Origin of the sequence: Aquihabitans sp. McL0605 (assembly GCF_049993875.1) — a bacterium.
Classification (GTDB): Bacteria; Actinomycetota; Acidimicrobiia; order Acidimicrobiales; family Iamiaceae; genus Aquihabitans.
Genome location: NZ_CP188252.1, coordinates 3,815,051 through 3,836,991 on the forward strand (window position 1 = coordinate 3,815,051; position 21,941 = coordinate 3,836,991).

Annotated in this window: 23 protein-coding genes; 13 read left to right on the forward strand and 10 right to left on the reverse strand. The window is 71.9% G+C overall.

The annotated features are described in order from the left end of the window. Positions 1-9: 9 nt before the first annotated feature. Both ACPPVX_RS17630 and ACPPVX_RS17635 read right to left on the reverse strand, forming a co-directional pair. Complete coding sequence (locus ACPPVX_RS17630) at positions 10-1,209, reverse strand: lipid-transfer protein (RefSeq protein WP_426571885.1); 1,200 nt, start codon at positions 1,207-1,209, stop codon at positions 10-12. After that, complete coding sequence (locus tag ACPPVX_RS17635; protein WP_426571886.1) at positions 1,209-1,670, reverse strand: Zn-ribbon domain-containing OB-fold protein; 462 nt, start codon at positions 1,668-1,670, stop codon at positions 1,209-1,211. The genes ACPPVX_RS17630 and ACPPVX_RS17635 overlap by 1 nt, the downstream gene beginning before the upstream one ends. A gap of 152 nt (positions 1,671-1,822) precedes the next feature. Between ACPPVX_RS17635 and ACPPVX_RS17640 the strand changes: the two genes are divergently transcribed. The 4 genes from ACPPVX_RS17640 (at position 1,823) to ACPPVX_RS17655 (ending at position 4,025) form a co-directional block, all read left to right on the forward strand. Beyond that, on the forward strand, positions 1,823-2,335 hold the full coding sequence (locus ACPPVX_RS17640; protein WP_426571887.1) for a winged helix-turn-helix domain-containing protein: 513 nt from the start codon (positions 1,823-1,825) through the stop codon (positions 2,333-2,335). 212 nt (positions 2,336-2,547) lie between these two features. Beyond that, positions 2,548-3,309 (forward strand): zinc-dependent peptidase, encoded by a 762-nt coding sequence (locus ACPPVX_RS17645; protein WP_426571888.1) that lies wholly within the window; start codon positions 2,548-2,550, stop codon positions 3,307-3,309. Positions 3,310-3,435: 126 nt separating this feature from the next. Further along, positions 3,436-3,672, forward strand: coding sequence for a hypothetical protein (locus tag ACPPVX_RS17650; RefSeq protein WP_426571889.1), 237 nt, complete (start codon positions 3,436-3,438; stop codon positions 3,670-3,672). Then, the gene (locus ACPPVX_RS17655; protein ID WP_426571890.1) at positions 3,645-4,025 is read left to right on the forward strand and encodes a PIN domain-containing protein; all 381 of its coding nucleotides are present in this window, start codon (positions 3,645-3,647) and stop codon (positions 4,023-4,025) included. The genes ACPPVX_RS17650 and ACPPVX_RS17655 overlap by 28 nt, the downstream gene beginning before the upstream one ends. A gap of 24 nt (positions 4,026-4,049) precedes the next feature. Here the strand turns inward: ACPPVX_RS17655 and ACPPVX_RS17660 are convergent, their stop codons facing one another. After that, positions 4,050-4,814, reverse strand: a complete 765-nt coding sequence (locus ACPPVX_RS17660) for an SDR family oxidoreductase (RefSeq protein WP_426571891.1) — start codon at positions 4,812-4,814, stop codon at positions 4,050-4,052. Between the two features lie 80 nt (positions 4,815-4,894). On the opposite strand from ACPPVX_RS17660, the gene ACPPVX_RS17665 reads away from it, so the two are divergent. From ACPPVX_RS17665 to ACPPVX_RS17695, 7 genes are all read left to right on the forward strand, one after another. Further along, on the forward strand, positions 4,895-5,656 hold the full coding sequence (locus tag ACPPVX_RS17665) for an enoyl-CoA hydratase family protein (protein WP_426571892.1): 762 nt from the start codon (positions 4,895-4,897) through the stop codon (positions 5,654-5,656). After that, positions 5,653-6,570, forward strand: coding sequence for a CoA transferase subunit A (locus ACPPVX_RS17670; RefSeq protein ID WP_426571893.1), 918 nt, complete (start codon positions 5,653-5,655; stop codon positions 6,568-6,570). The genes ACPPVX_RS17665 and ACPPVX_RS17670 overlap by 4 nt, the downstream gene beginning before the upstream one ends. Beyond that, complete coding sequence (locus tag ACPPVX_RS17675) at positions 6,567-7,352, forward strand: CoA-transferase subunit beta (protein ID WP_426571894.1); 786 nt, start codon at positions 6,567-6,569, stop codon at positions 7,350-7,352. Before ACPPVX_RS17670 ends, ACPPVX_RS17675 begins: the two co-directional genes overlap by 4 nt. A 148-nt stretch (positions 7,353-7,500) precedes the next feature. Next, positions 7,501-7,974, forward strand: coding sequence for an N-acetyltransferase family protein (locus tag ACPPVX_RS17680; RefSeq protein WP_426571895.1), 474 nt, complete (start codon positions 7,501-7,503; stop codon positions 7,972-7,974). Positions 7,975-8,130: 156 nt separating this feature from the next. After that, entirely contained in the window at positions 8,131-9,240 is a 1,110-nt protein-coding gene (locus ACPPVX_RS17685) for an NAD(P)H-dependent flavin oxidoreductase (RefSeq protein WP_426571896.1), read from the forward strand. 142 nt (positions 9,241-9,382) lie between these two features. Then, positions 9,383-10,570 carry an acyl-CoA dehydrogenase family protein gene (locus ACPPVX_RS17690; RefSeq protein WP_426571897.1) on the forward strand — a complete coding sequence of 396 codons (1,188 nt, stop codon included), beginning with the start codon at positions 9,383-9,385 and terminating at the stop codon, positions 10,568-10,570. 11 nt (positions 10,571-10,581) lie between these two features. After that, positions 10,582-11,649: an acyl-CoA dehydrogenase family protein gene (locus ACPPVX_RS17695; protein ID WP_426571898.1), complete on the forward strand. Its 1,068-nt coding sequence runs from the start codon at positions 10,582-10,584 to the stop codon at positions 11,647-11,649. A gap of 1 nt (position 11,650) precedes the next feature. Here ACPPVX_RS17695 and ACPPVX_RS17700 read toward each other — a convergent pair whose 3' ends face one another. Together ACPPVX_RS17700 and ACPPVX_RS17705 are read right to left on the reverse strand one after the other, a co-directional pair. Next, entirely contained in the window at positions 11,651-12,757 is a 1,107-nt protein-coding gene (locus ACPPVX_RS17700; RefSeq protein WP_426571899.1) for a hypothetical protein, read from the reverse strand. Positions 12,758-12,889: 132 nt separating this feature from the next. Next, complete coding sequence (locus ACPPVX_RS17705; RefSeq protein ID WP_426571900.1) at positions 12,890-13,996, reverse strand: FG-GAP repeat domain-containing protein; 1,107 nt, start codon at positions 13,994-13,996, stop codon at positions 12,890-12,892. Between the two features lie 126 nt (positions 13,997-14,122). Between ACPPVX_RS17705 and ACPPVX_RS17710 the strand changes: the two genes are divergently transcribed. Beyond that, positions 14,123-15,274 carry an acetyl-CoA C-acetyltransferase gene (locus ACPPVX_RS17710; protein WP_426571901.1) on the forward strand — a complete coding sequence of 384 codons (1,152 nt, stop codon included), beginning with the start codon at positions 14,123-14,125 and terminating at the stop codon, positions 15,272-15,274. Positions 15,275-15,295: 21 nt separating this feature from the next. After that, positions 15,296-15,787 carry a hypothetical protein gene (locus ACPPVX_RS17715; protein WP_426571902.1) on the forward strand — a complete coding sequence of 164 codons (492 nt, stop codon included), beginning with the start codon at positions 15,296-15,298 and terminating at the stop codon, positions 15,785-15,787. Positions 15,788-15,805: 18 nt separating this feature from the next. On the opposite strand, the gene ACPPVX_RS17720 is transcribed toward ACPPVX_RS17715, so the two are convergent. The 5 genes from ACPPVX_RS17720 to ACPPVX_RS17740 are packed head-to-tail and all read right to left on the reverse strand — an operon-like array spanning position 15,806 to position 21,564. Then, positions 15,806-17,029 carry a saccharopine dehydrogenase family protein gene (locus ACPPVX_RS17720; protein WP_426571903.1) on the reverse strand — a complete coding sequence of 408 codons (1,224 nt, stop codon included), beginning with the start codon at positions 17,027-17,029 and terminating at the stop codon, positions 15,806-15,808. Positions 17,030-17,052: 23 nt separating this feature from the next. Continuing rightward, a complete protein-coding gene (locus tag ACPPVX_RS17725) occupies positions 17,053-18,132 on the reverse strand; it encodes an SAM-dependent methyltransferase (RefSeq protein WP_426571904.1) in 1,080 nt (359 codons plus the stop codon). Further along, positions 18,129-19,484: a class I SAM-dependent methyltransferase gene (locus tag ACPPVX_RS17730; RefSeq protein ID WP_426575050.1), complete on the reverse strand. Its 1,356-nt coding sequence runs from the start codon at positions 19,482-19,484 to the stop codon at positions 18,129-18,131. The genes ACPPVX_RS17725 and ACPPVX_RS17730 overlap by 4 nt, the downstream gene beginning before the upstream one ends. A 5-nt stretch (positions 19,485-19,489) precedes the next feature. After that, positions 19,490-20,314, reverse strand: a complete 825-nt coding sequence (locus ACPPVX_RS17735; RefSeq protein ID WP_426571905.1) for a DUF1365 domain-containing protein — start codon at positions 20,312-20,314, stop codon at positions 19,490-19,492. After that, positions 20,311-21,564, reverse strand: a complete 1,254-nt coding sequence (locus ACPPVX_RS17740; RefSeq protein WP_426571906.1) for an NAD(P)/FAD-dependent oxidoreductase — start codon at positions 21,562-21,564, stop codon at positions 20,311-20,313. Before ACPPVX_RS17740 ends, ACPPVX_RS17735 begins: the two co-directional genes overlap by 4 nt. Positions 21,565-21,941 lie beyond the last annotated feature (377 nt).

Genomic DNA, 21,941 nt, shown 5'->3' on the forward strand with positions numbered 1-21,941 from the left:
CCCGGGTGCCTAGCGGGTGAGCAGGACGGCGGAGCCGTGGCCGAAGAGGCCCTGGTTGGCGGTGAGGCCCGACGTGGCGCCTTCGACCTGGCGGCCGGTGGCCTGGCCGCGGAGCTGCCAGGTGACCTCGCAGATCTGGGCGATGGCCTGGGCGGGGACGGCCTCGCCGAAGCAGGCCAGCCCGCCGCTCGGGTTCACCGGGATGCGGCCGCCCAGCTGGGTGTCGCCGTCGTTGAGCAGGCGCTCGGCCTCGCCCTGCTTGCACAGGCCGATGTCCTCGTACCAGTCGAGCTCCAGCGCGGTGGAGAGGTCGTAGACCTCGGCGAGCGACAGCTCGTCGGGGCCGATGCCGGCCTCTTCGTAGGCGGCGTGGGCGATCGACTGCTTGAACGTGCGCTCGTTGCGGGCGACGACGGCCGTGGAGTCGGTGGCCATGTCGGGCAGGTCGATGACGGTGTTGGGGTAGGTGGGCGTCACGGTGGACACGCCCGCCACCCGCACCGGGGCACCGGACGAGCCGGCGTGGCGCTTGGCGTACTCCATCGAGCACAGCACCACGGCGGCGCCGCCGTCGGAGGTGGCGCAGATCTCGAGCAGGTGCAGCGGGTCGGCCACCATCGGCGAGGCGAGCACGTCGTCGACCGTCACCGCCTTCTGGAAGCGGGCGTTCGGGTTGGCCAGGCCGTTGGCGGCGTTCTTGACCTTGACCTTGGCGAAGTCGGTGCTGGTGGCGCCGTACAGGTCGATGCGGCGGCGGGCGGCCAGCGCGAAGTACGTGGGGTTGGTGGCACCGACGAGCCGGAACCGCAGCCAGTCGGGGTCGGAGGGGCGGTCGCCGGCGTTGGGGGCCAAGAAGCCCTTCGGCGTGGTGTCGGCGCCGACCACGAGGGCGACGTCGCACAGCCCGGCCAGGATGCGGGTGCGGGCCGCTTCGAGCGCGGTCACGCCCGAGGCGCAGGCGGCGTACGACGACGCCACGCGGGCGCCGGTCCAGCCGAGGGCCTGGGCGAACGTGGCGCCCGAGACGTAGCCCGGGTAGCCGTTGCGCATGGTGTCGGCACCCGAGACGAAGTCGACGTCGGACCAGTCGATCCCGGCGTCGCGCAGGGCGTCCTTGGCGGCGGCGACGCCGTACTCGACGAAGTTGCGGCCCCACTTGCCCCACGGGTGCATGCCCACGCCGAGCACGGCGACATCGTGATCGCCCATCAGGCCACGGCTCCTTCGGTCGAGACCGGCTTCCACTTCCAGATGAGGTGCTCGGTGTCGTCCTCGCGGTAGAGGACGTCGACCACCAGCTCCATGCGCTGGCCCACGGTGAGCTCGTCGACGGTCACGCCGGCGACCACCTGGCCCATGATGACCAGGCCCTCGTCGGCCAGCTCGACGGCAGCGATGCAGAACGGGACGTGCTCGTCGGTGGGGACCACGTAGGGCGCCGGCGGCTGGTAGCAGGCGTCGGTGTAGCTCCACACCGAGCCGAACCGCGACAGCCGGACCTCGTCGAACTCGATGCCGGCGCAGGCCGGGTTGGGGCAGCCGTAGGCCGCCTTGGGGAACACGTACGTGGCGCACGTGGTGCACCGCATGCCCAGGAGGGCAGGCTCGGGATCGTCGAGGGTGAACCACCCCTCGGAGCCCAGCGCGGCGACGCGGGTGGTGGTGGTCATGACAGGCCCCTGCGGTCTCGGATCACGTTTCTGATGGTACGTCAGAAACGCCAGCGGGCGACAAGCCGCCGTCTCGGCCGCGCGCGGCCGTGCGTCCGGCCTTCACAGCGGCGAAACAAACAGGAAACGTCGCACCCGTACGGTTCCACGTCATGCAGGTGGAGATGGTCCGATGGCCCGCCGAGGAGGCTCGCCTGGCAGAGATCCGTGTCTCCGGTCAGCCCCGCCTGGTCCTGGTCCCCGAGGGCGTCGCACCCCCGTTGACCTCGGATCCCCTGGAGGACTGGGTGCGCCTGCCGGCGTCCGACGAGGACGTCCGGGCCCGCGTGCGGGTGCTCGAGGACCGTGCCCGAGGCGCCGAGGAGGCCAACGTGCCCGAGCTCGACGAGAACGGCCTGCTCCGCCTGGGCGGCCAGTGGGTGTCGCTGCCGCCGGTCGAGCACCGACTGATGGGTGTGCTGCTCGACCGCTACCGCGCCGTGGTCAGCCGCGACGCCCTGGCCCGCGCCGGCTGGCCCGACGGCATCCCGGGCCGCAACGTCCTCGACGTCCACATCGTCCGCCTGCGCCGCCGCCTGGTCCCCCTGGGCCTGGTCATCCGCACCGTCCGCAGCCGCGGCTACCTCCTCGAGCAGGGCCGCATCGAGGCGGCCACCGGTAGCTAGGGGTCTCGTCACTCGCTCGCTGCGCTCGCTCCGTTCCTCGAACTGACGGAACTCCTGACGTCGCCGTCTTCGCTCGGGCACCGGCGGAGCCGGCGCCCTCGATCGGGGGGCTCCGCAAGCTCTGCCCCCCGAACCCCCCCGGGCTCGCTTCGCTCGAAGACAAACCCGACCTCGCCGCTCGAATCTGGATGGGGGGAGGGCAGACTGCGGCCATGGCGCTTTGGGGACGACGATCGAAGTACGAGCTGCCGGCCGACTGGGAGGCCACCGTCGGCGGGAGCGTGGCATGGTGGTTCGACTTCACGCCGGAGGAGCGAGCGCGGCTGCGGGACCTGATGGTCCGGCTGCTCGGCGAGAAGCGGTGGGAGGCAGCCCGGGGGTTCGATCTCACCGAGGAGATGCGCCTGGTCATCGCCGCCCAGGCCGCGCTGCTGGTGCTCGAGCTCGACTTCTCCGCCTACCGGAAGGTGGGCAACATCATCGTCCACCCCACCACGATCGTCCTCGAGGGCGAGCGGGCGTCGGCCTCGGCGGCCGGGCTGGCCACCGACGAGCCCATGGCGATCCTCGGCCAGGCCGCTCACGAGGGCGGGCCGATCGTGCTGGTGTGGGACGAGACCGTGCGCAACGCCCGGCACCCCGAACGAGGGTTCAACGTGGTCTTCCACGAGTTCGCCCACAAGATCGACATGCTCGACGGGGTCGTCGACGGCACGCCTCCGCTCGCCACGCGGGAGCAGGCCCAGCGCTGGGTCGAGGTGTGCACCAAGGAGTTCGAGGACCTGCGGGCCGGGTACGGCAGCGACCTGCTGCGCGACTACGCAGGCGTGAACGCGGGGGAGTTCTTCGCCGTGGTCACCGAGGTGTTCTTCGACCGCGGCGCCGACCTGCGAGCCGACCGCCCCGACCTCTACGCGGTCCTCGCCGACTTCTACCGCCAGGACCCGGCGTCCCGGGAGCGCGCGACCCGCTGACGAGCGCCGCTCGGATCTGCGGGCTCGACGGCGCTCGCCGTCAGACCCCCTCAGTACGTTCTGCTGCGAGGGCCGAAGGACCAGGACAGGGGGCACGCAGAGGAGCAGGATCGGTATGATCTTTGTATGCGCACGAAGGCCCGGATCACGGTGACGGTCCCCAAGGAGCTCCTCGATGTGGTCGAGGCCGAGGTGGCTGCGGGTCGGGTCGCGTCGGTGTCGGCCTGGGTGTCCGAAGCGATGCAGGCCAAGGCCGAACCTCGGACGGTGGCCCAGATCATCGACGACCTCGCCGACAGCTGGGGTGACGGCCCGCTGACCGAGGAGGAGCGTGCGTGGGCGCGCCAACGCCTCGCCCCGTAGTCGTCGACTGCGGAGCGCTCATCGCGTTCGAGCGCGGCGACCGGTCGATCCGGGCGCTCCTCCGGGAGGCGGACCACCTGATCATCCCCGCCGGCGTGGTGGCCCAGGTCTGGCGCGGCGGTGCTCGGCAGGCCCGGATCGCTCGGCTGCTGCAGGCGCAGAACGCCACCATCGAGCCGCTCGATGCCGTCACCGCCCGCGTCATCGGCGTGCTGTGCGCGCACACCGGCACGTCTGATGTGGTCGACGCGAGCGTCGCTCTGGCCGGGCAGCTCCACGACGCCGTCGTCGTCACCAGCGACCCCGACGCTCTGCGGGCGCTCGCGCCCGGCCTCGATCTGCAGGTCTGCTGAGCCAGGGCCTGGCGTGGCGGCGGTTCAGCCGCGCTGGTGGTCGAAGAAGGCCAGGCGCTCGCCGCCGCCGTGGACCACCAGGTTGGTGCCGCTGACGAACGAGGCGAGCGGGCTGGCGATCCAGGCCACCGCGTTGCCCACATCGGTCGGTTCGGCGACCCGCAGCAGCGGGACGGTGGCCGACACCGCGGCCGCCCCGTCCGGACCGCCGTAGTAGTCCTCGAACACCTCGGTGCGCACCATGCCGGCCGACACCATGTTCACCCGGACCTTCGGTGCCCACTCCATCGCCAGCGTGGTGGTCAGGCTGAGCAGGCCGGCCTTGGCTGCGCCGTAGACGGCGGTGCCCGGGGTGGGCCGGAGGCCAGAGAGCGAGCCGATGTTGACGATGCTCCCGCCCTCGTCCTGGGTCTGCATCACGGCGTTGGCGGCCTGGCCGACGTGGATGGCCGCCATGAGGTTGAGCGCCAGGATCTTGTCGCTGAAGCGCGGGGAGGCGGTGGCCGCGTCGGTGCCCGGGGAGCCGCCGGCGTTGTTGACGGCGATGTGGAGCGCGCCCAGCTCGCCCACGACCGTGTCGATCAGGGCCTGCACCGACTCGGGCTCGCGCACGTCGGCGGGGACGAACAGCACGTCGTCGGGCAGCGCTCCGGGCTCGGGCTGGTTGCGCCCGCACACCGCCACGGTGGCCCCGGCGGCGCGGAGCCGGTCGGTGATGCCGCGTCCCACGCCCCGGGCTCCGCCCGTCACCAGCGCCACCTGTCCCGCAAGGTCGATCTCGATCGTCACGGCCGTCACCCTGCCACACCGCCGAGGGGCCTCGGCTACGGTGACCGCCGGAATCTGACGACCTATCAGAAAGTCCCGAGATGGGCATCACGTCGACGCTCCACCCCAGCGGCATCGCCGAGGTGGTGATGGACAACCCGCCGGTCAACGCCCTCAACGTGGCCGGCTGGTTCGAGCTGGCCACCATCGTGCGCGGCCTCGGCGAGCAGGACGACGTTCGGGTCGTCGTGCTCCGGGCCGAGGGCAAGGGCTTCAACGCCGGGGTCGACATCAAGGAGATGCAGGCCACCGAGGGCTACACCGCCCTGATCGGCGCCAACCGCGGCTGCTACGAGGCCTTCGCCGCCGTCTACGAGTGCAAGGTGCCCGTGATCGCGGCGGTCAACGGCTTCTGCGTCGGTGGCGGCATCGGCCTCATCGGCAACGCGGACGTGATCGTGGCCGCCGACGACGCCACGTTCGGGCTGCCCGAGGTCGACCGGGGGGCGCTCGGTGCGGCCACCCACCTGAGCCGGCTGGTCCCCCAGCACAAGATGCGGGCGATGGTGTACACGTCGGCCACGGCGACGGCCCAGGAGCTCCACGCCTTCGGGTCGGTCCTCGAGGTCGTCCCCCAGGCCGAGCTGCGCGACGCCGCCTTCCGGGTGGCGGAGCAGATCGCCGCCAAGTCGCCCACGGTCATCCGGGCGGCCAAGGAGTCGCTCAACGGCATCGACCTCTGGGACGTGAAGAAGAGCTACCGGTTCGAGCAGGGCTTCACCTTCGAGCTGAACCTGTCGGGCGTGGCCGACGAGCACCGCGACGCCTTCGTCGCCAAGCGAGACACGGATGTGACCAAGTGAGCGCAGCGACCATCGACGAGGCCTTCCCGGCCCGCAAGGACAAGCGGCTGAGCGAGGAGGACGTCGTCGCCCAGCTCCGCAGCGGCATGACCATCGGCATCGGCGGGTGGGGGAGCCGGCGCAAGCCCATGTCGATCGTGCGGGCCATCCTCCGCAGCGACCTCACCGACCTCCACCTCGTGACCTACGGCGGGCCCGAGGTCGGCATGCTCTGCGCCGCCGGCAAGGTGGCGCACCTCACGTTCGCCTTCGTCGCCCCCGACAACAGCACGTCCGCCGTGCTCCTCGAGCCGCACTTCCGGGCCGCCCGCCAGTCCGGCGCCATCACGTGCACCGAGCTCGACGAGGGCATGCTCGGCCTCGGCCTCCAGGCCGCCGCCTGGCGGGTGCCGTTCCTCCCCACCCGAGTCGGCCTCGGCTCCGACCTGCACCTGGTCAACGACTACAAGACCGTGACCTCGCCCTACGCCGACGGCGAGGAGCTGATCGCCCAGCCCGCCATCGCCCTCGACGCCGCCATCTGCCACCTCAACGTGGGCGACGAGCGCGGCAACGCCGCCTTCACCGGCCCCGACCTCTACTACGACGACCTGCTGCTCGAGGCGGCCGAGCGCCGCTTCGTGTCGGTCGAGCGCATCGTGCCCACCGGCGGCCTGGTCGACGCGGCCGGCGACATCACCCGCCTGCGCATCAACCGCCTGTTCGTCGACGCGATCGTCGAGGCGCCCAACGGGGCCCACCCCACCGAGTGCGACCCCGACTACGGCCGCGACCTCGCCTTCCAGAAGGAGTACCTCGGCACGGCCAAGGACCCCGAGCTGTGGGAGGCCTTCCGCAGCCGGTGGCTGTCGTTCGGTTCCGAAGCCGAGTACCAGGCCGCCCTGGCCGCCCGACCCGTGGAGGATGCCAAGTGAGCGCCACCGACCTGTCCTCGCTGGTGACCCGGGCCGACGTCTGCGCCGTCGCCGTGGCCGACTGCTTCCGGGGCGACGGCGAGATCCTCGCCAACCCCATCGGCACCATCCCCATGATCGGCGGGCGCCTCGCCCGCGCCACGTGGGAGCCCGACCTGATGATGACCGACGGCGAGGCCGCGCTCATCGCCAACGACGAGGCCATCCCGGCCGTCGGCGACCGCCAGTACGAGACCTACAACCCGTACCGCCGCATGTTCGACGTGGTGTGGAGCGGCCGGCGCCACGTGATGATGGGCGCCACGCAGGTCGACCGCTTCGGCAACCAGAACATCGCCGGGATCGGCGGGACGCCCGACAAGCCGCGCACGCAGCTGCTCGGGTTCCGCGGCGCCCCCGGCAACACCATCCACAACACCACCTCGTACTGGGTCCCGGCCCAGAGCTCGAAGGTGTTCGTCGAGGCCGTCGACATCGTCACCGGCATCGGGTACGACCGGGCCGCCGCGCTGGCGCCCGAATCCGCGCGCCACCACGAGATCCGCCGGGTGGTGTCGAACCTCGCGGTGTACGACTTCGAGACCCCCGACCACCGCATGCGGGTGCGCTCGCTCCACCCCGGCGTCACCGTCGACGAGGTCGTCGCCGCCACCGGGTTCGAGCTGGTGATCCCCGACGACCTGCCCACCTCGCGGCTCCCGACCCCCGAGGAGCTCCGGCTGCTGTCCGAGGTCATCGACCCCAAGGGCACCCGCCTCCGTGAGGTCCCCGAACCGGTCTGACCCCTCGCCCCTCCCTGCCGCCCTGCCCCGCCGAACCCTTCGTGATGGTGGTGGCAGGACCACCACGAGCACGAAAAGTTCGGGGCAGGTGGGGAGGAGGTGTCCGAATGGCGACGCAGAGGGTCGCCACGCGCCTACGCTCCGCGCCGTGGTGAGTGATCGGTACCGGCTGCACCGGCTGCGACAGGGTGACGAGTGGGCGCTCAGCACGCTCGCCAAGGGCAACGCGCGCTTCGGCGAGGGCGAGGACCGGCCCTGGGTCCCACCGCTCAGCAGCGACGAGGCCAGCGAGTTCGTCAACGACCCGCGGACCATCTGCGTGGTGGCGATCCAGATGGAGACCAACCACATGGCGGGCTTCGTCTACGGCGGGGTGCTGTACCGGCGCCACACCAAGCTCCGGCACCTGTGCGTCTACGAGATCGGGATCGACATCGATCACCGCAACGAGGGCGTGGGGAAGATCCTGCTCGAGGGGATCGGCGCCGAGGCCCGCCAGATGGGCATCGACCGCGGCTTCGCCTTCGCCGCGGCAAGCGACCGCGAGGCCCGAGCCATCTTCGACAGCGCCAACGGTCAGCACAGCGCCGACTCCGAGATCCTGTACGGCTTCGAGTTCTAGGGCCCACGCTCCCCGCCAACCGGCACGGCGCCGCTCACGGTCCTCGACCTCGCGTGGCTCTGGTGCACGGGTGCGCCGGATCCACCAAGGACGGGCGGAGGCGATCGGTCGGGCGGGGTTCGTGAGCGGTCCGGTGGTCGTCGTACGCTGCGGGCCATGTCTGACGGGTCATCAGAAACTGTTCCCCCTGCCGAGCCTGCGGGCGAGCGAGACGTGCTGCGGACGCGGCTCGTCGACCTGCTGGGGTGCCGGTACCCGATCGTGCAGACCGGCATGGGGTGGGTGTCGGGCGCCAACCTGACCGCTGCCACCAGCGCCGCGGGCGGCTTCGGCATCCTGGCGTCGATCACCATGACCAGCGACCAGTTCGCCGACGCGGTCCGCACCGTCAAGGAGCGGACCGACGCCCCGTTCGGCGCCAACTTCCGGGCGGGGCAGCCCGACCTCGACGAGCGCATACGCTTCGCCACCGGCGAGGGGATCCGCCTGTTCTCGTTCGCCGGCGCGCCCACCAAGGACGCCATCGCCAAGATCCACGACGCCGGGGGCCTGGTCATGCCCACGGTCGGCGCCCGCCGCCACGCCGAGAAGATGGCCGAGTGGGGCGTCGACGCCGTCATCGCCCAGGGTGGCGAGGGCGGCGGCCACACCGGGTCGGTGCCCACGTCGCTGCTGCTGCCGCAGGTGGTCGAGGCCGTCGGGGACCAGATCCCCGTGGTCGGCGCCGGCGGCTTCCACTCGGGCCAGGGGCTCGTCGCCGCCCTGGCGTACGGCGCCGACGGCATCGCCATGGGAACCCGGTTCCTCCTCACCCAGGAGAGCCGCGTGCCCGAGGCCATCAAGGGCGACTACACCAAGGCGACCGTCTTCGACACGGTCGTGACCACGGCCCTCGACGGGGCCCCGCAGCGGGTGATCCGCACCGAGCTCATCGACGGGCTCGAGAAGGCGTCGATCGTCACCCGCATGCCGAAGGCGGCGCTCAAGGCGCTCGAGTTCCGCAAGCAGACCGGCACCTCGCTCAAGGAGCTGTGGGCCGAGGGCATGGCGATGCGCAAGGACCAGGACCTCACCTGGGCCCAGCTGGCCATGGCCGCCAACGCGCCGATGCTGATCAAGACCGCCCTGGTCGACGGCGACGCCTCGGTCGGCGTGCTGCCCACCGGTCAGGTCACCGGGGTCATCGACGACCTCCCTACCGTCGAGGCCCTCCTCCAGCAGCTCGTCGCCGAAGCCCGCGCCACCCTCACCCGCCTCACCGCCTAGCACGAACCTGGCACCGATCCCGGACCGTGGTGTCCGGGAACGCTGCCGAGCTCGAGTGGTGGCGGCGGCGGCGGTGCGTGGGAGCGGTGGGTCGGGGCGGAGTTCGGGACCTGACGGGTCGTCAGATACGCTCCGCAGCTGTATGGACCTGACCTGGAGCGCCGACGAGGACGCCTTCCGCGCCGAGGTGCGGGGCTGGCTCGAGACCGAGCTGGCCGCGTGGCGGTCCCGCCACGATGACCGCATCTTGAGCGGCGACACCACCGAGGGCTTCGCCCAGCACCTCGACTGGGAGCGCACGCTGTTCGCCGCCCGGTACGCGGTGGTGAGCTGGCCCGAGGCGTTCGGTGGCCGGGCCGCCAGCCGGTGGCAGTGGCTCATCTTCGAGGAGGAGTACTACCGGGCGGGCGGGCCCCAGCGGGTCACCCAGAACGGGATCTTCCTGCTGGCCCCCACCATCTTCGAGTTCGGCAACCCCGAGCAGCAGGCCCACATCCTCCCCCGCATGGCGGGCGCCGAGGACCTGTGGTGCCAGGGCTGGTCCGAGCCCAACGCCGGCTCCGACCTGGCCAGCCTCACCTGCAAGGCCACCCGCGACGACGAGCGCGGCGGCTGGGTGCTCGACGGCCAGAAGACGTGGACCACTCGCGGCGCGTTCTGCACCCACCTGTTCGGCCTGTTCCGGACCGACCCGGAGAGCGAGCGCCACAAGGGCCTCACCTACCTCCTGGTCCCGCTCGACATCGACGGCATCACGGTGCGGGGCTTCGGCCGCCTCGACGGCGACGAGGGCTTCGCCGAGGTGTTCTTCGACGGTGCCTTCCTCCCCGACGACGCCGTCCCGGGCGGGGTCGTGCTCGGCGGCGAGGGCCAGGGCTGGTCGGTCGCCATGGCCACGACGTCGTCAGAGCGGGGGCTCACCCTGCGGGCCCCCGGTCGCTTCACCGCCACCGCCGACCGCCTGGTCGACCTGTACCGCGAACGGGCGGGGTCGGCCGCCGCCGACGAGCTCGATCCGGGGCTTCGAGACCGCGTGGTCCAGGGCTGGATGGAGGCCGAGGCCTACCGGCTCCAGACCCTGCAGACCGTGACCGACGATGCCGAGGGCCGCAGCGCCGGTGCCGCCAGCAGCTTCGTGAAGCTGTGGTGGAGCGAGCTCGACGTGAAGCTCAACGAGACCGCCCTCGACGTCCTCGGCCCTGAGGCCGAGCTCGACGGGCCCTGGAGCAAGGGCTGGCAGTTCGCCCTCTCCGGCCCGATCTACGCGGGCACCAACGAGATCCAGCGCAACATCGCCGCCGAGCGCGTCCTCGGCCTCCCGAGGAAGTAGGGGCCGAGACGATGCGCTTCGCCTTCACCGATGATCAGCTCGACTTCCGCGACGCCGTGCGCGACCTGTTGGCCAAGGAGTGCGCGCCCGAGGTGGTGCGCGCCGCCTGGCCCGACGGCACCGACGACCACGGCGCCCGCAAGGGCGAAGGGTCGCGGGCCGACGCCGGCCAGGTGACCAAGGTCTGGGCCGACCTGGCCGAGATGGGCGTGCTCGGCATCGGCGTGTCCGAGGCCAACGGTGGCCTGGGCCTGGCCGAGGTCGACTGGGTCCTGCTGGCCGAGGAGACGGGCTACGCCGCCTTGCCGCACCCGTTCGTGGAGACCGCCTGCGTGGTGGCCCCGCTGCTCGACGACACCGACGATCCCCACGGCGTGCTGGCCGAGCTGCTCGACGGCTCCCGCCAGGCGGGCGTGGTGCCGCTCAACTCCGCGCTCGTCCCGTGGGGCGACGCCGTCACCTACCTGGTGAGCCTCGGCCAGCGCCCGCAGTGGCAGGCGATGCGGATCGACCGGGGCGTCGCGGTGGGTGACACCGACGAGCACCGCCGGACCCTGGCCGACGCCGTCGACGGCGGGCGGCGCGTGGTCCAGCTCGGGATGTGGAAGGCCGATGGCGGCCTCGGCGACGAGGGAGCGGCGGCGCGGGCCTTCGACCGTGGGGCCCTGGCCACCGCCGCGCAGCTCGTCGGCCTCGGGCGCCGCATGCTCGACCTCACCGTGGCCTACGCCATCGAGCGCAAGCAGTTCGGCGTCGCCATCGGCACCCAGCAGGCCGTCAAGCACCACCTGGCCGACGCCGCCATGAAGCTCCGCTTCGCCGCCCCGGCGGTCTACGCCGCGGCGTGGGAGCTGAGCACCGGCGCACCGACCGCCAGCCGTACGGTGTCCACCGCCAAGGCGCTGGCGTCGGACGCGGCCCGGTTCACCGCGGCGCAGGCCCTCCAGTGCCACGGCGCCATCGGCTACACGGTGGAGTACGACCTCCACCTCTACCTGAAGCGGGCCGAGGCGCTCAGCCGCAGCTGGGGCGATGCCGCCTGGCACCGTCGCCGGGTGGCGACGGCGCTCGGCATCTGACTCAGTTCGAGTACAGGAAGCTCTTCACCACGGCGGCGGTGGTGTTGGTGGTGTTCGTGGTGATGGTGGCCTGGCTGTAGCCGCCGCCGTTGAACTTCCACAGGGTGGCCTTGCCGCCAGAGCTCCACGCGATGTCGGCGTAGCCGTTGCCGTCGAAGTCGCCGACGGTGTGGTCGTACGTGCCCTTCACGGTGGGGGGCTCGAGCTGCTCGAGGTTGCCGTCGTCGTCGAACGTGATGAAGCGCTCCGACGCGGTGCCCGGCCGGTAGAAGAGCACCGAGTCGTTGAGCTTGTCGAGGAAGTTGCCCACCACCGGCTGGAACGAGCCGTCGATGTTGGGCAGCGGCTCCGAGATGTGGTTGGCCACCGAGTCGAACGTCCAGATGGAGTCGGCGCCGGCCTTGTTGAAGAAGATGATCCGTCGCTGCGGGGACCCCTCGGGGGCGAGGCCGAAGTAGCCCGGGATCAGCTGGTAGTCGCCTGCGATGCTGAGCGCCTTGGTGGTGTGGTTCCCGTTGGGGCCGAAGCGCCAGATGGAGTCGGCGGCCGAGCCCGGGGCGTACCAGATGATGTCGGTGTAGCCGTCGCCATCGGTGTTGATGGCCAGCGGTCGGTAGGTGCCGCTCACCGACACCGACTTGGTGATGTGGGTGCCGTTCGCCTTGAACAGCCAGAGCGAGTCGGCGGCGGCGCCCGGGGCGTACCAGAAGATGTCGTCGATGGCGTTGCCGTCGAAGTCGCCCACGAGCGGGGTGTAGGTGCCGCTGACGGGGGTGGCCTTGAACGAGCTGGTGAACGACGAGCCCGAGGGGGTGATGTGCAAGATGCCGTCGGCGCCCGACCCCGGGTTGTACAGGAACAGGTCGGTGCCGGGGTTGCCGTCGAAGACGCCCGGGAAGGTCTGCTGGGTGGTGCCGTAGGTGGGCTGGGAGATGTTGCCGTTGCGCCAGATGGTGAACGTCTGGCCGTTGTAGGGCACGAACACCAGGGTGTCGCTGTCGACCGGGTCGGCCCCGGCCGGCGTGGTGGCCAGCCCGATGATCGCCATGGTGGCCACCAGGGCCGCGGCCGCCATCGCGAGGGGGTGGTGCTTGTTGGATCGGATCATGCCCGAGCTCCGTCTCTAGGGTTGGGCACCGGCTGGGGAGGTGTCCGGCGGCGCCGAACCCTACCGAAGGACCATCGCGGCGTCATGGGCCTGGAGGCCCGTTCGCCCTGGTGGGACCAGGTTGGGACCGGCTCAGTGCTGGGTGACGGGCCGGACGAGCGCCCCCGACGGCAGCCCGGTGAACACGTTCTGGGTGTGCGACCCGGAGTCGGTGAAGTTCCACACCGTGGTGGTGGTGCCGCTCGTGAAGGCGATGTCGGTGAAGCCGTTGCCGTCGAAGTCGCCGACCTGGGTGGTGTAGGTGCCCGCGATGGCCGGGATGTCGTCCTCGGGGGCGACGTCGCCACCGGGCCCGGGGCCGAACGCCCACTCCTTCTCGGGGAGCGAGCCGGGGCCGTAGAACACCAGGCCGCCGTAGGTCTCCTCGAAGAACTGGCCGGGGAGCAGCTTGTAGCTGCCGTCGATGGCCGGGAGCAGCGCCGACGTGTGGTTCCCGTGGGTGTCGAAGGTCCAGAAGTAGTCGTTGCCGCTGGGGTTGTAGAAGACCACGCGGTCCTGGGGCTGGCCGGCGGCGGGGAGGCCGAAGTGGCCGGCGACGATCTGGTAGCCGGGGCCGGCGGTGATGGCCTTGCTGACGTGGCTGGTGGCGCCGCTGCCGAACAGCCACAGCGAGTCGGCGCCCGACGAGCTGTACCAGAGGATGTCGTCGCGGCTGTCGCCGTCGGCGTCGAGCACGGTGGGCCGGTAGCTGCCGCTGATGGAGACGGCGACCGACGTGTGGGCGGTGGCGCCGGTGAACAGCCACAGCTTGTCGGCGCCGCTCCCGGGTGCGTACCAGAGGATGTCGTCGATGCCGTTGCCGTCGAAGTCGCCGATGACCGGGATGTAGCTGTTGGTGACGGTGAACGTGGTGAACGTGGCCGTGGCCGGGATCGAGTTCGACATGTGGGCGATGTAGTCGGTGCCGGCACCAGGCGAGTACACGAGCAGATCGGCGCCCGTGGCCGACGAGAACGTGCCGGCGAAGGCCTCGGCCCCGGACCCGATGGCGAGGGTGGAGGCAGCGTGGTCGCGGATCATGGTGGACGGACCGGGCGCCGTGGGGAGGACGATGAGCCGGCCGCTCGGGGGCGTGTCGGCCGAGGCCGGGCCGGACCCGATCCCGCAGACGGCGATGGTGGCGGCCGCAGCCACCGCGATCGATGCCACGCGCCTGCGCGTGGAGGTGACCTTGAACATGCCCCGCTCCTTGGTGTCGGTTCCCGCGGTCCCGAAGGCCCGAGCGCGTGAAGCTACCAGCGGTCCCCACCCGGACGGCCGATGGCCATTGGAGCGGTTTTCTGACGGGGCGTTAGATTTGGGCCCATGCCTGAGGCCTACATCGTCGACGCCATCCGCACGCCAGTCGGGAAGCGGGGTGGATCGCTCAGCGGCGTCCACCCGGCCGACCTCGGCGCCGCCTCCATCAAGGCCCTCCTGCAGCGCACGGGCATCGACCCGGGCGCTGTCGAGGACGTCATCTTCGGCAACGTCGACTCGGTCGGCGGCCAGGCCGGCGACATCGCCCGCACCTGCTGGCTGGTGGCCGGTGGCCCCGAGCACGTGCCCGGCACCACCGTCGACCGCCAGTGCGGCTCGGCCCAGCAGGCCGTCCACTTCGCCGCCCAGGCCGTGATGGCCGGGGTCAACGACCTCGTCGTCGCCGGCGGCGTGCAGCAGATGAGCCAGATCCCGATCAGCTCGGCCATGACCTGTGCCACCGACCTGGGCTTCCCCGACCCGTTCACCACCTCGCCCGGCTGGGTCGAGCGCTACGGGCCCAACGAGGTGAGCCAGTTCACCGGCGCCGAGATGATCGCCGAGAAGTGGGACCTCTCCCGCGAGGAGATGGAGGACTTCGCCATCGAGTCGCACACCCGGGCCCTCAAGGCCCAGGCCGACGGCCGGTTCGAGGCCGAGATCGCCCCGCTCAACGGCCTCACCTTCGATGAGGGCCCGCGCGAGCCCAACGTCGAGAAGATCCGCTCGCTGCGCACCCTGGTCGAGGGCGGCCGCCTCACCGCCGCCGTCGCCAGCCAGATCAGCGATGCCTCGGCGTCGATCCTCATCGCCTCCGAGCAGGCGGTGAAGGACCACGACCTCACGCCCCGCGCCCGCATCCACCACATGAGCGTGCGCGGCGACGACCCGATCTTCATGCTCACCGCCCCCATCCCGGCCACCCGGTACGCGCTCGAGAAGACCGGCCTGACGATGGACGACATCGACACCGTCGAGATCAACGAGGCCTTCGCGTCGGTCGTGCTGGCGTGGGCCAAGGAGCTCCGCCCCGACATGGCCAAGGTCAACCCCAACGGCGGCGCCATCGCTCTGGGCCACCCGCTCGGCGCCACCGGCGCCCGCCTGATGACCACCATGCTCAACCACCTCGAGCAGACCGGTGGCCGCTACGGCATGCAGACCATGTGCGAGGGCGGCGGCCAGGCCAACGTCACCATCATCGAGCGCCTGGGCTGAGCCTCGGCCAGACTGCCCGGCATGGGTGACGGGACCGACGACGACCAGGCCGCGGGCAGCATGGGGCTGCCCTCGGTGACCGATCTGCTCGGGTGGGGCGCGGTGCTGGGCGGCGAGGTCGCCCGGCTCCCCACCACGGTGGCCAACGCCCGGCGCACCGTCGCCGTCCTGCCCGACCAGCTGGCCGAGCTGATCGGCGCGCTCGACCGCTTCACCGAGCTGCTCGACACCAGCCTGGGCGAGGTGCGCGATGCGGTCAGCGACGTGAGCGGCCGCCTCGACCTGCTCCAGACGTCGATCGACGGGCTGGCCAGCGAGCTGAGCTCCACCGCGTCGGGCCTCGATCAGGCGCTGCCCCTGGTGTCCGACGTGGTGGTCCGCCTCGACGAGCGCGTCGAGCGGATGGACGACCTGCTCACCCAGGTCAGCGGCTCGGTGGTGGGCACCATCAACGCCGTGCCCGGCCTGCGCCGGGTGACCCGCCGCGGCAAGCCCGCCGACGCCGACTCCTAGCGGGATCCGGGCCGGTCCCTAGCTGACCACCGAGAAGCCGAGGCCGGCATGGGCCTCGAGGCGCTCGATCAGCCGGTCGCCGAACGCGGTGGAGGTGGTCCAGAACCCGCCGGGCACCTCGGCCGGGTCGAGGTCCAAGAAGGCCACCGCCGTCTCGCCGAGCATCTTGGCGGTGCTGCCGTAGCCCGGGTCGCGGTCGCCGGTCACCTGCGTCTCGATCGTGCGCCCGTCGGCGGTGGTGCCGGTGAAGCGGAGGTCGAACGAGCCCTTGGCCTGAGCAGCCGGCGACGGGCCCTCGCCGGGCTTGGGCAGCACCCGGCCGAGCAGCTTGCGGGTGGGGCCGAGCGCACCGAGGCCGAGCATGGTGACGACGCCCGCCGACAGGCCCGATGCCTTGGCCGCGCCGACGGGGCCCTCGCCCATGGCCATGGCCTCTCGGTAGCGGAAGCCCGGTCCCCACGGCCGGCCGAGGAGGGCGTGGCTGCGGTGGACCACCCGGGTGTTGACGCCGGCCATCACGAACGGCGCCAGCCAGCGCCCGGCGTCGTCCTTCGTGGGGCGGTTCAGGTCGGGCTGGGCGGGACCGCTGCGCAGGTCGGGCGGGGCGAGGAGGTACGGGTTGGCCAGCTCCTTGCGCAGCACCGGGTCGGCGGACGCCTCGGCGACCAGGTTGAGCATCGAGGCGATGGTGCCGCCGCTCGCCCCGCCCTTCATGGTCTCGACGCGCATGTCGATGCGGGTGCAGGGCTCGTCGAACCGCTCGGCGGCGCGCTGCTGCGTGAACCACACGCCGAGGTCGGAGGGGATCGAGTCGAACCCGCAGGCGTGCACGATCCGGGCGCCCGACGCTGCCGCGGCGGCGCTGTGGGCATCGATCATCTTGCGCATCCACTGCGGCTCGCCGGTCAGGTCGCAGTAGTCGGTGCCGGCGGCGGCCACGGCGGCGACGAGCGGCGACCCGTAGAGCGCGTACGGGCCGACCGTGGACACGACCACCCGCGTCGACGACGCCAGGTCGGCCAGGGCGGCGTCGTCGGAGGCGTCGACCACGATGCGCTCCACGTCGGCGCCGGTGGCCGCCGCGACCTGATCGAGCTTGGCGGCGCTGCGGCCGGCGATCGCCCACCGCAGCGAGCCGTCGGTGCCATGGCGGTCGACCAGGTGCCGGGCCAGGATCTGGCCCACGAAGCTGGTGGCCCCGAAGAGCACGAGGTCGAGGCGGCGGTCGTCGGTGGCGGGCATGCGCCGAAGGGTAGGCGGCCGCGCTACTCGTGGGGGCGGGGCTCGAACAGGTAGTGGCTCACCCCGAAGTCGCGGCCGTCCCGGTAGCCCCAGAGCTGGGCGCAGCCCGTGAAGAACGCGGTCCACCGGCGGTACCAGACCCGCGCGTGGCGGGATCCGCCGTCGGCAGCCAGCACCGCCAGGATCTGCTTGCGGTGGGCGCGGTGGTTGTCGATCCAGGCGTTCGCGGTCTTCTCGTAGTGCTCGCCCGAGAGCTGCCAGTGATCGGTGCACACCAGGTCGGACTGGAGGTGGAGGAACCAGTCGTCGCTGGGCATCAGGCCGCCGGAGAAGAAGTACCGGCCCATCCAGTCGCGGGGATCGTCGGCGTCGTACGCGAACGCGACGTCGTTGCCGGTGAAGATGTGGGCGAAGAACCGGCCGTCGGGGGCCAGCCAGCGGGCGATGCGGGCGAACAGTTGCTCGTGGTTGCTGACGTGCTCGAGCATCTCGATGGACACGATGCGGTCGAACGGGCCGGGCTCGCCCAGGTCGGCCGGGTCGAAGGTGGTGATGTCGGCGGTGAGGACCGTGAGGTTCCCCAGGCCGCGGGCGGCCGCTTCGGCCTCGATGTGCCGGCGCTGGGTGCGGGAGTTCGAGACGGCGACGATCTCCGACGACGGCCAGCGCTCGGCGGCCCAGAGGCAGAACGAGCCCCACCCGCAGCCGAGCTCCAGGATGCGCTGGCCGTCGGTCAGGCCCGCCCGCTCTGCGTAGAGGCCGAGCATGGCGTCCTCGGCGTCGGCCAGCGTCTCGACGCCGGTCGGCCAGTAGCACGACGAGTACTTGCGCCTGGGTCCGAGGACGTGGCGGAAGAACTCGGTGGGGACCTCGTAGTGCTGCTGGTTGGCCTCGGCCGTGTGGGTGGCCACGGCCCCCTTGCCGAGCCGCTCGCGCAGGGCGCGGGTGCGCTCGGTCTGCTCGTCGAGCGAGCCCGCCCGCTCGACCTCCAGGCGGTGGCGGGTCCGCAGGGTGCACACGGCGCGCAGGACCGGTTGGGGGACCAGGCCCCAGTCGAGGAGGCGGAACGAGAGGGGCGTGGGCAGCGGCGTCGGTGCGCTCACGGCCGGACCTCCAGGGTGGTGGGGACGGCACCGGGCCGGTCGAGGACCAGCTGCACGAGCGAGACGTACCGCTCGGCGAAGGCCCCCTCGCAGTAGGCCAGGTAGAACGCCCACAGCCGCAGCAGGGCGTCGTCGTAGCCGCGGGTCCGCGCCTCCTCCGCGTTGGCGTCGAGGGCCTGGCCCCAGCGGTGGAGCGTCTCGGCGTAGTGCTGGGGGAACTCGTCGAGCCGGGTGAGCCAGAAGTCGCCGGAGCGCGAGCACGACCGGGTGATGGCGTCGACCGACGGGATGCACGAGCCCGGGAAGATGTGGCGCTTCACGAAGTCCTCGGTGTGGCGCACGCGGGCGAAGCGGCTGTCGGCCACGGTGATGGCCTGGATGGCCATGCGGCCTCCCGGCTCGAGCAGCCGGTTGCAGGCGCCGAAGAAGGCGTCGTGGTCCCGCCAGTCGACCGCCTCGACCATCTCGACGGACACCAGCTTGTCGTAGGTGCCGGTGAGGTCGCGGTAGTCGTCGAGGAGCACGGTGATCTGGTCCTGGAGGCCCAAGAGGTTGACGAGCTCGGTGGCGTAGCGGTGCTGCTCGACGCTGATCGTCGTGGTCGTCACGCGAGCGCCGAAGATCTGGGCGGCGTGGACGGCCAGGCCGCCCCATCCGGTGCCGATCTCCAGCAGGTGCTCGCCGGGCTGGAGGTCGATCGACCGCAGGAGCCGGTCGTACTTGGTGACCTGCGCCTGGGCCAAGGTGGCGTCGGGTGAGGTGAACAGCCCGCACGAGTACGCCATCGTCGGATCGAGGAACAGCTCGAAGAAGTCGTTGCCCAGGTCGTAGTGGGCGGCGATCTCGCGGCGGTCGCGCCGCTTGCTCGGGGGCCGCAGCCGGCGCCAGGTGTCGGCCACGGGCGAGCTCACCTTGGTCCACCGGTTGCGGAGCCGGTCGAGGCCGTCGAGGTTGCGGACCAGCAGGCGCATCAGGCCCACCAGGTCATCGGTGGTCCACCAGCCGTCGACGTACGACTCGCCCAGGCCGCGCGAGCCCTTGCCCGCCACCTCGCGCCACACCGCTGCGGTGTGGAGCCGCACGGTGACGTCGAGGCCATCGGGGTGGCCCAGGTCGCCGTGGGTGGTGGTGGTGCCGTCGTGCTCGACGATCGTGAGCCGGCCGCCGTGCAGCTCCTGCAGCAGGCGGAGGAGGAGCGTGCGAGCGGCGGTGTCGAGCCGGGTGGTGCGGGCCGGAGCCGGCCGGACGGTCGTGGGCCGGATGGCGCCGGCCGCCGGATCGGGGAGGCGGTCGACCAGCCGGAGGCGCGGCGGCGGCACCTCGGCGAGGTCGGGGCCCGAAGGGGTCAGCATGGAGGTCACGAGATGCTCCTCGTCGTGGTGGTGATCGGTTCGGGGGGATGCGAGCTGGTGGACCGGGTGGGGCCGACCGGTTGCGGGTGGTGGCGGAACGGCGCCTGCTTCCACCGGAGCTTCAGCGCCTCCCGGTAGATCCCGGCCGAGACCCGTTGGGCCGGCAGAGGGTGGCGCCGGAGCGTCCGGGCCATGGACCGGTGGTCGAGCGGCAGGCGGCGCAGGCTCAGCGTGGCGGCCAGCTCGCGGTGGTCGCCGCGCCAGTCGTCCATCCGGATCGTGAGGTGGTCGGCGCCCGGCCGGGTGAAGGCCAGCGAGTGGTCGAGGTCGAGGTCGAGGAACGGCGACACGTGCATCGCCTTGGGGAACCGGACGGGCTCGACCAGCTCGGGGGCGTTCACCGGCACCACGTAGGCGTGGCGCTCGCGCCACGGCGTGTTCGTGACCTCGGCGAGGAGCGTGTCGACCTGGGAGCCGTCGGGCGAGAGGACGAAGTAGAAGGCGATCGGGTTGAACGCCCAGCCCCAGGTCCGGAGGTGGGCGAGCAGCCGGATCGGGCCCTCGGGGCGCCGGCCCAGCTCCCGCTCCACCGTGTCGCGGACCGCCGTGTCGAGGGGCAGGTCGGGGTCGCCGTGGAAGTCGCGGCGCTGGAAGCACACCGGTGCCCAGCGGCGGGCCGACCAGAGCGGGTGGGCGTCGAGGGCGGCCGGCAGCTCGTCGAGGTCGAGCCACGCCATGAGCACCTGGTAGGTGAACGCGTGCGGCGTGGCGTCGAGCCGGGCGTGGCGGACCGTGCCCTCGTACAGGGCGCTGTGGACCGGGGCGGTCATCGTCCCGCCTCGATCAGCTGGGCCACCTCGGCGCCCGATCGCGCCCCGTCCTCGTGGAACCCGTAGCCCCACCACGCGCCCGCCCAGTACAGGCCGCCGCGGCCCTGGAGCTCGTGGCGGCGGCGCTGGGCGATGATGGCCTCGGCGTCGAAGACGGGGTGGTCGTAGTCGATCCGGGCGTGGACGCGGGTCGGATCGATGTCGTCGTGGCGGTTGAGGGTGACGCAGATCTGGTGGCGCGAGGCCAGGGCCTGCAGCCGGTTCATGTGGTACGTCATCGTGACCCGGCGCTGGGCCTCGTCGAGCACGTGCACGTTCCAGCTGGCCCAGGTCCGCTCGTTGACCGGCAGCATCCGCCGGTCGGTGTGGAGGGTGGCCACGTTGCGCTGGTACCGGACGGCACCGGCGATCTCCTTCTCCGCCGGCTCGGCGTCGGCGAGGAGGCGGATGGCCTGGTCGGAGTGGGTGGCGAGCACCACCCGGTCGAAGTGCTCCGGCCGGTCGCTCGCCTTCGTCCGGACCTCGATCCCGTCACCCACCCGCTCGATCGAGGTCACCGGCGTCCCGGTGCGGATCCGACGAGCGAAGGGCGCGGTGAGCGCATCGACGTAGGAGCGCGAGCCGCCGGTGACGGTGCGCCACGCCGGCTGGTCGCCGAGCGAGAGCATCCCGTGGTTGTTGAGGAACCGGCAGAAGGTGGCGATCGGGAAGCGGTCGACCGTGGACGGGTCGGCGGACCACACGGCGGCGGCCAAGGGCACCAGGTACCACTCGAAGAAGCGGCGGGAGAACCTCCGGTCGCGCAGCACGTCGCCGACGGGTGCCAGCTCGTCGACGTCGACCGTCCCGGCCAGCACGCGCTGGCCCAGCCGGTTCCAGCGGAGGATCTCGCCGACCATGCCCACGAAGCTCGGCCGCACGGCGTTGCGCCGCTGGGAGAACAGGCGAGCCGTGTTGGTGCCCCACTCCAGCCCGTTGCGCTCGTCTCTGATGGCGAGCGACATGTCGCTGGGCTGGGTGGCCACCCGCAGCTCCGAGAGGAGGCGGGAGAAGACCGGGTAGTTGCGCTGGTTGTAGACGATGAACCCGGTGTCGACGTTCCAGGTGCCGTCGTCGAGCGCCATGGAGACGGTGTGGGCGTGGCCCCCCACCCGATCGTCGGCCTCGAACACGGTGATGTCGTGGCGAGGGTGCAGGTGGTGGGCCGCGGCGAGTCCCGAGATGCCCGAACCGATGATGGCGATGCGCACGTCGGGCTCCTTGCGTGTGGTGCGGTCTGCTGGGTGTACGGAGCCGTGCCAGGGGTCGGATGGCCCGGGCCCGGCCCGTCACCTCCGGCTGACCGCGGCCGATAGGGTCGCCGCCCAACCCCGACGCGCGGCAGCGCCCACAACGGCAGGAGCCGGCCCCGTGAGCTACCAGCAACCCCCCGAGGATCCGCCCTCGGGCCCGTGGCAGCCGCCGATCGATCCGTCGCCGGGCTCCACCCCGACACCCGCGGGTGCACCTCCCGGCTTCGGCCCTCCCGGTGCCGTCCCTCCGGCCTACCCGCCTCCGGCCTACCCGCCTCCGGCCTACGGCTCTCCCGGGTACGGCGCTCCTGGGGCGGTGCCTCCGGCGTACCCGC

Bases quoted from the DNA above. Each gene is read 5' to 3' on its own strand.
- ACPPVX_RS17630 (WP_426571885.1), bottom strand. From the start codon at position 1,209: ATGGGCGATCACGATGTCGCCGTGCTCGGCGTGGGCATGCACCCGTGG.
- ACPPVX_RS17635 (WP_426571886.1), bottom strand. From the start codon at position 1,670: ATGACCACCACCACCCGCGTCGCCGCGCTGGGCTCCGAGGGGTGGTTC.
- ACPPVX_RS17640 (WP_426571887.1), top strand. From the start codon at position 1,823: ATGCAGGTGGAGATGGTCCGATGGCCCGCCGAGGAGGCTCGCCTGGCA.
- ACPPVX_RS17645 (WP_426571888.1), top strand. From the start codon at position 2,548: ATGGCGCTTTGGGGACGACGATCGAAGTACGAGCTGCCGGCCGACTGG.
- ACPPVX_RS17650 (WP_426571889.1), top strand. From the start codon at position 3,436: ATGCGCACGAAGGCCCGGATCACGGTGACGGTCCCCAAGGAGCTCCTC.
- ACPPVX_RS17665 (WP_426571892.1), top strand. From the start codon at position 4,895: ATGGGCATCACGTCGACGCTCCACCCCAGCGGCATCGCCGAGGTGGTG.
- ACPPVX_RS17685 (WP_426571896.1), top strand. From the start codon at position 8,131: ATGTCTGACGGGTCATCAGAAACTGTTCCCCCTGCCGAGCCTGCGGGC.
- ACPPVX_RS17690 (WP_426571897.1), top strand. From the start codon at position 9,383: ATGGACCTGACCTGGAGCGCCGACGAGGACGCCTTCCGCGCCGAGGTG.
- ACPPVX_RS17695 (WP_426571898.1), top strand. From the start codon at position 10,582: ATGCGCTTCGCCTTCACCGATGATCAGCTCGACTTCCGCGACGCCGTG.
- ACPPVX_RS17700 (WP_426571899.1), bottom strand. From the start codon at position 12,757: ATGATCCGATCCAACAAGCACCACCCCCTCGCGATGGCGGCCGCGGCC.
- ACPPVX_RS17705 (WP_426571900.1), bottom strand. From the start codon at position 13,996: ATGTTCAAGGTCACCTCCACGCGCAGGCGCGTGGCATCGATCGCGGTG.
- ACPPVX_RS17710 (WP_426571901.1), top strand. From the start codon at position 14,123: ATGCCTGAGGCCTACATCGTCGACGCCATCCGCACGCCAGTCGGGAAG.
- ACPPVX_RS17715 (WP_426571902.1), top strand. From the start codon at position 15,296: ATGGGTGACGGGACCGACGACGACCAGGCCGCGGGCAGCATGGGGCTG.
- ACPPVX_RS17720 (WP_426571903.1), bottom strand. From the start codon at position 17,029: ATGCCCGCCACCGACGACCGCCGCCTCGACCTCGTGCTCTTCGGGGCC.
- ACPPVX_RS17730 (WP_426575050.1), bottom strand. From the start codon at position 19,484: ATGCTGACCCCTTCGGGCCCCGACCTCGCCGAGGTGCCGCCGCCGCGC.
- ACPPVX_RS17735 (WP_426571905.1), bottom strand. From the start codon at position 20,314: ATGACCGCCCCGGTCCACAGCGCCCTGTACGAGGGCACGGTCCGCCAC.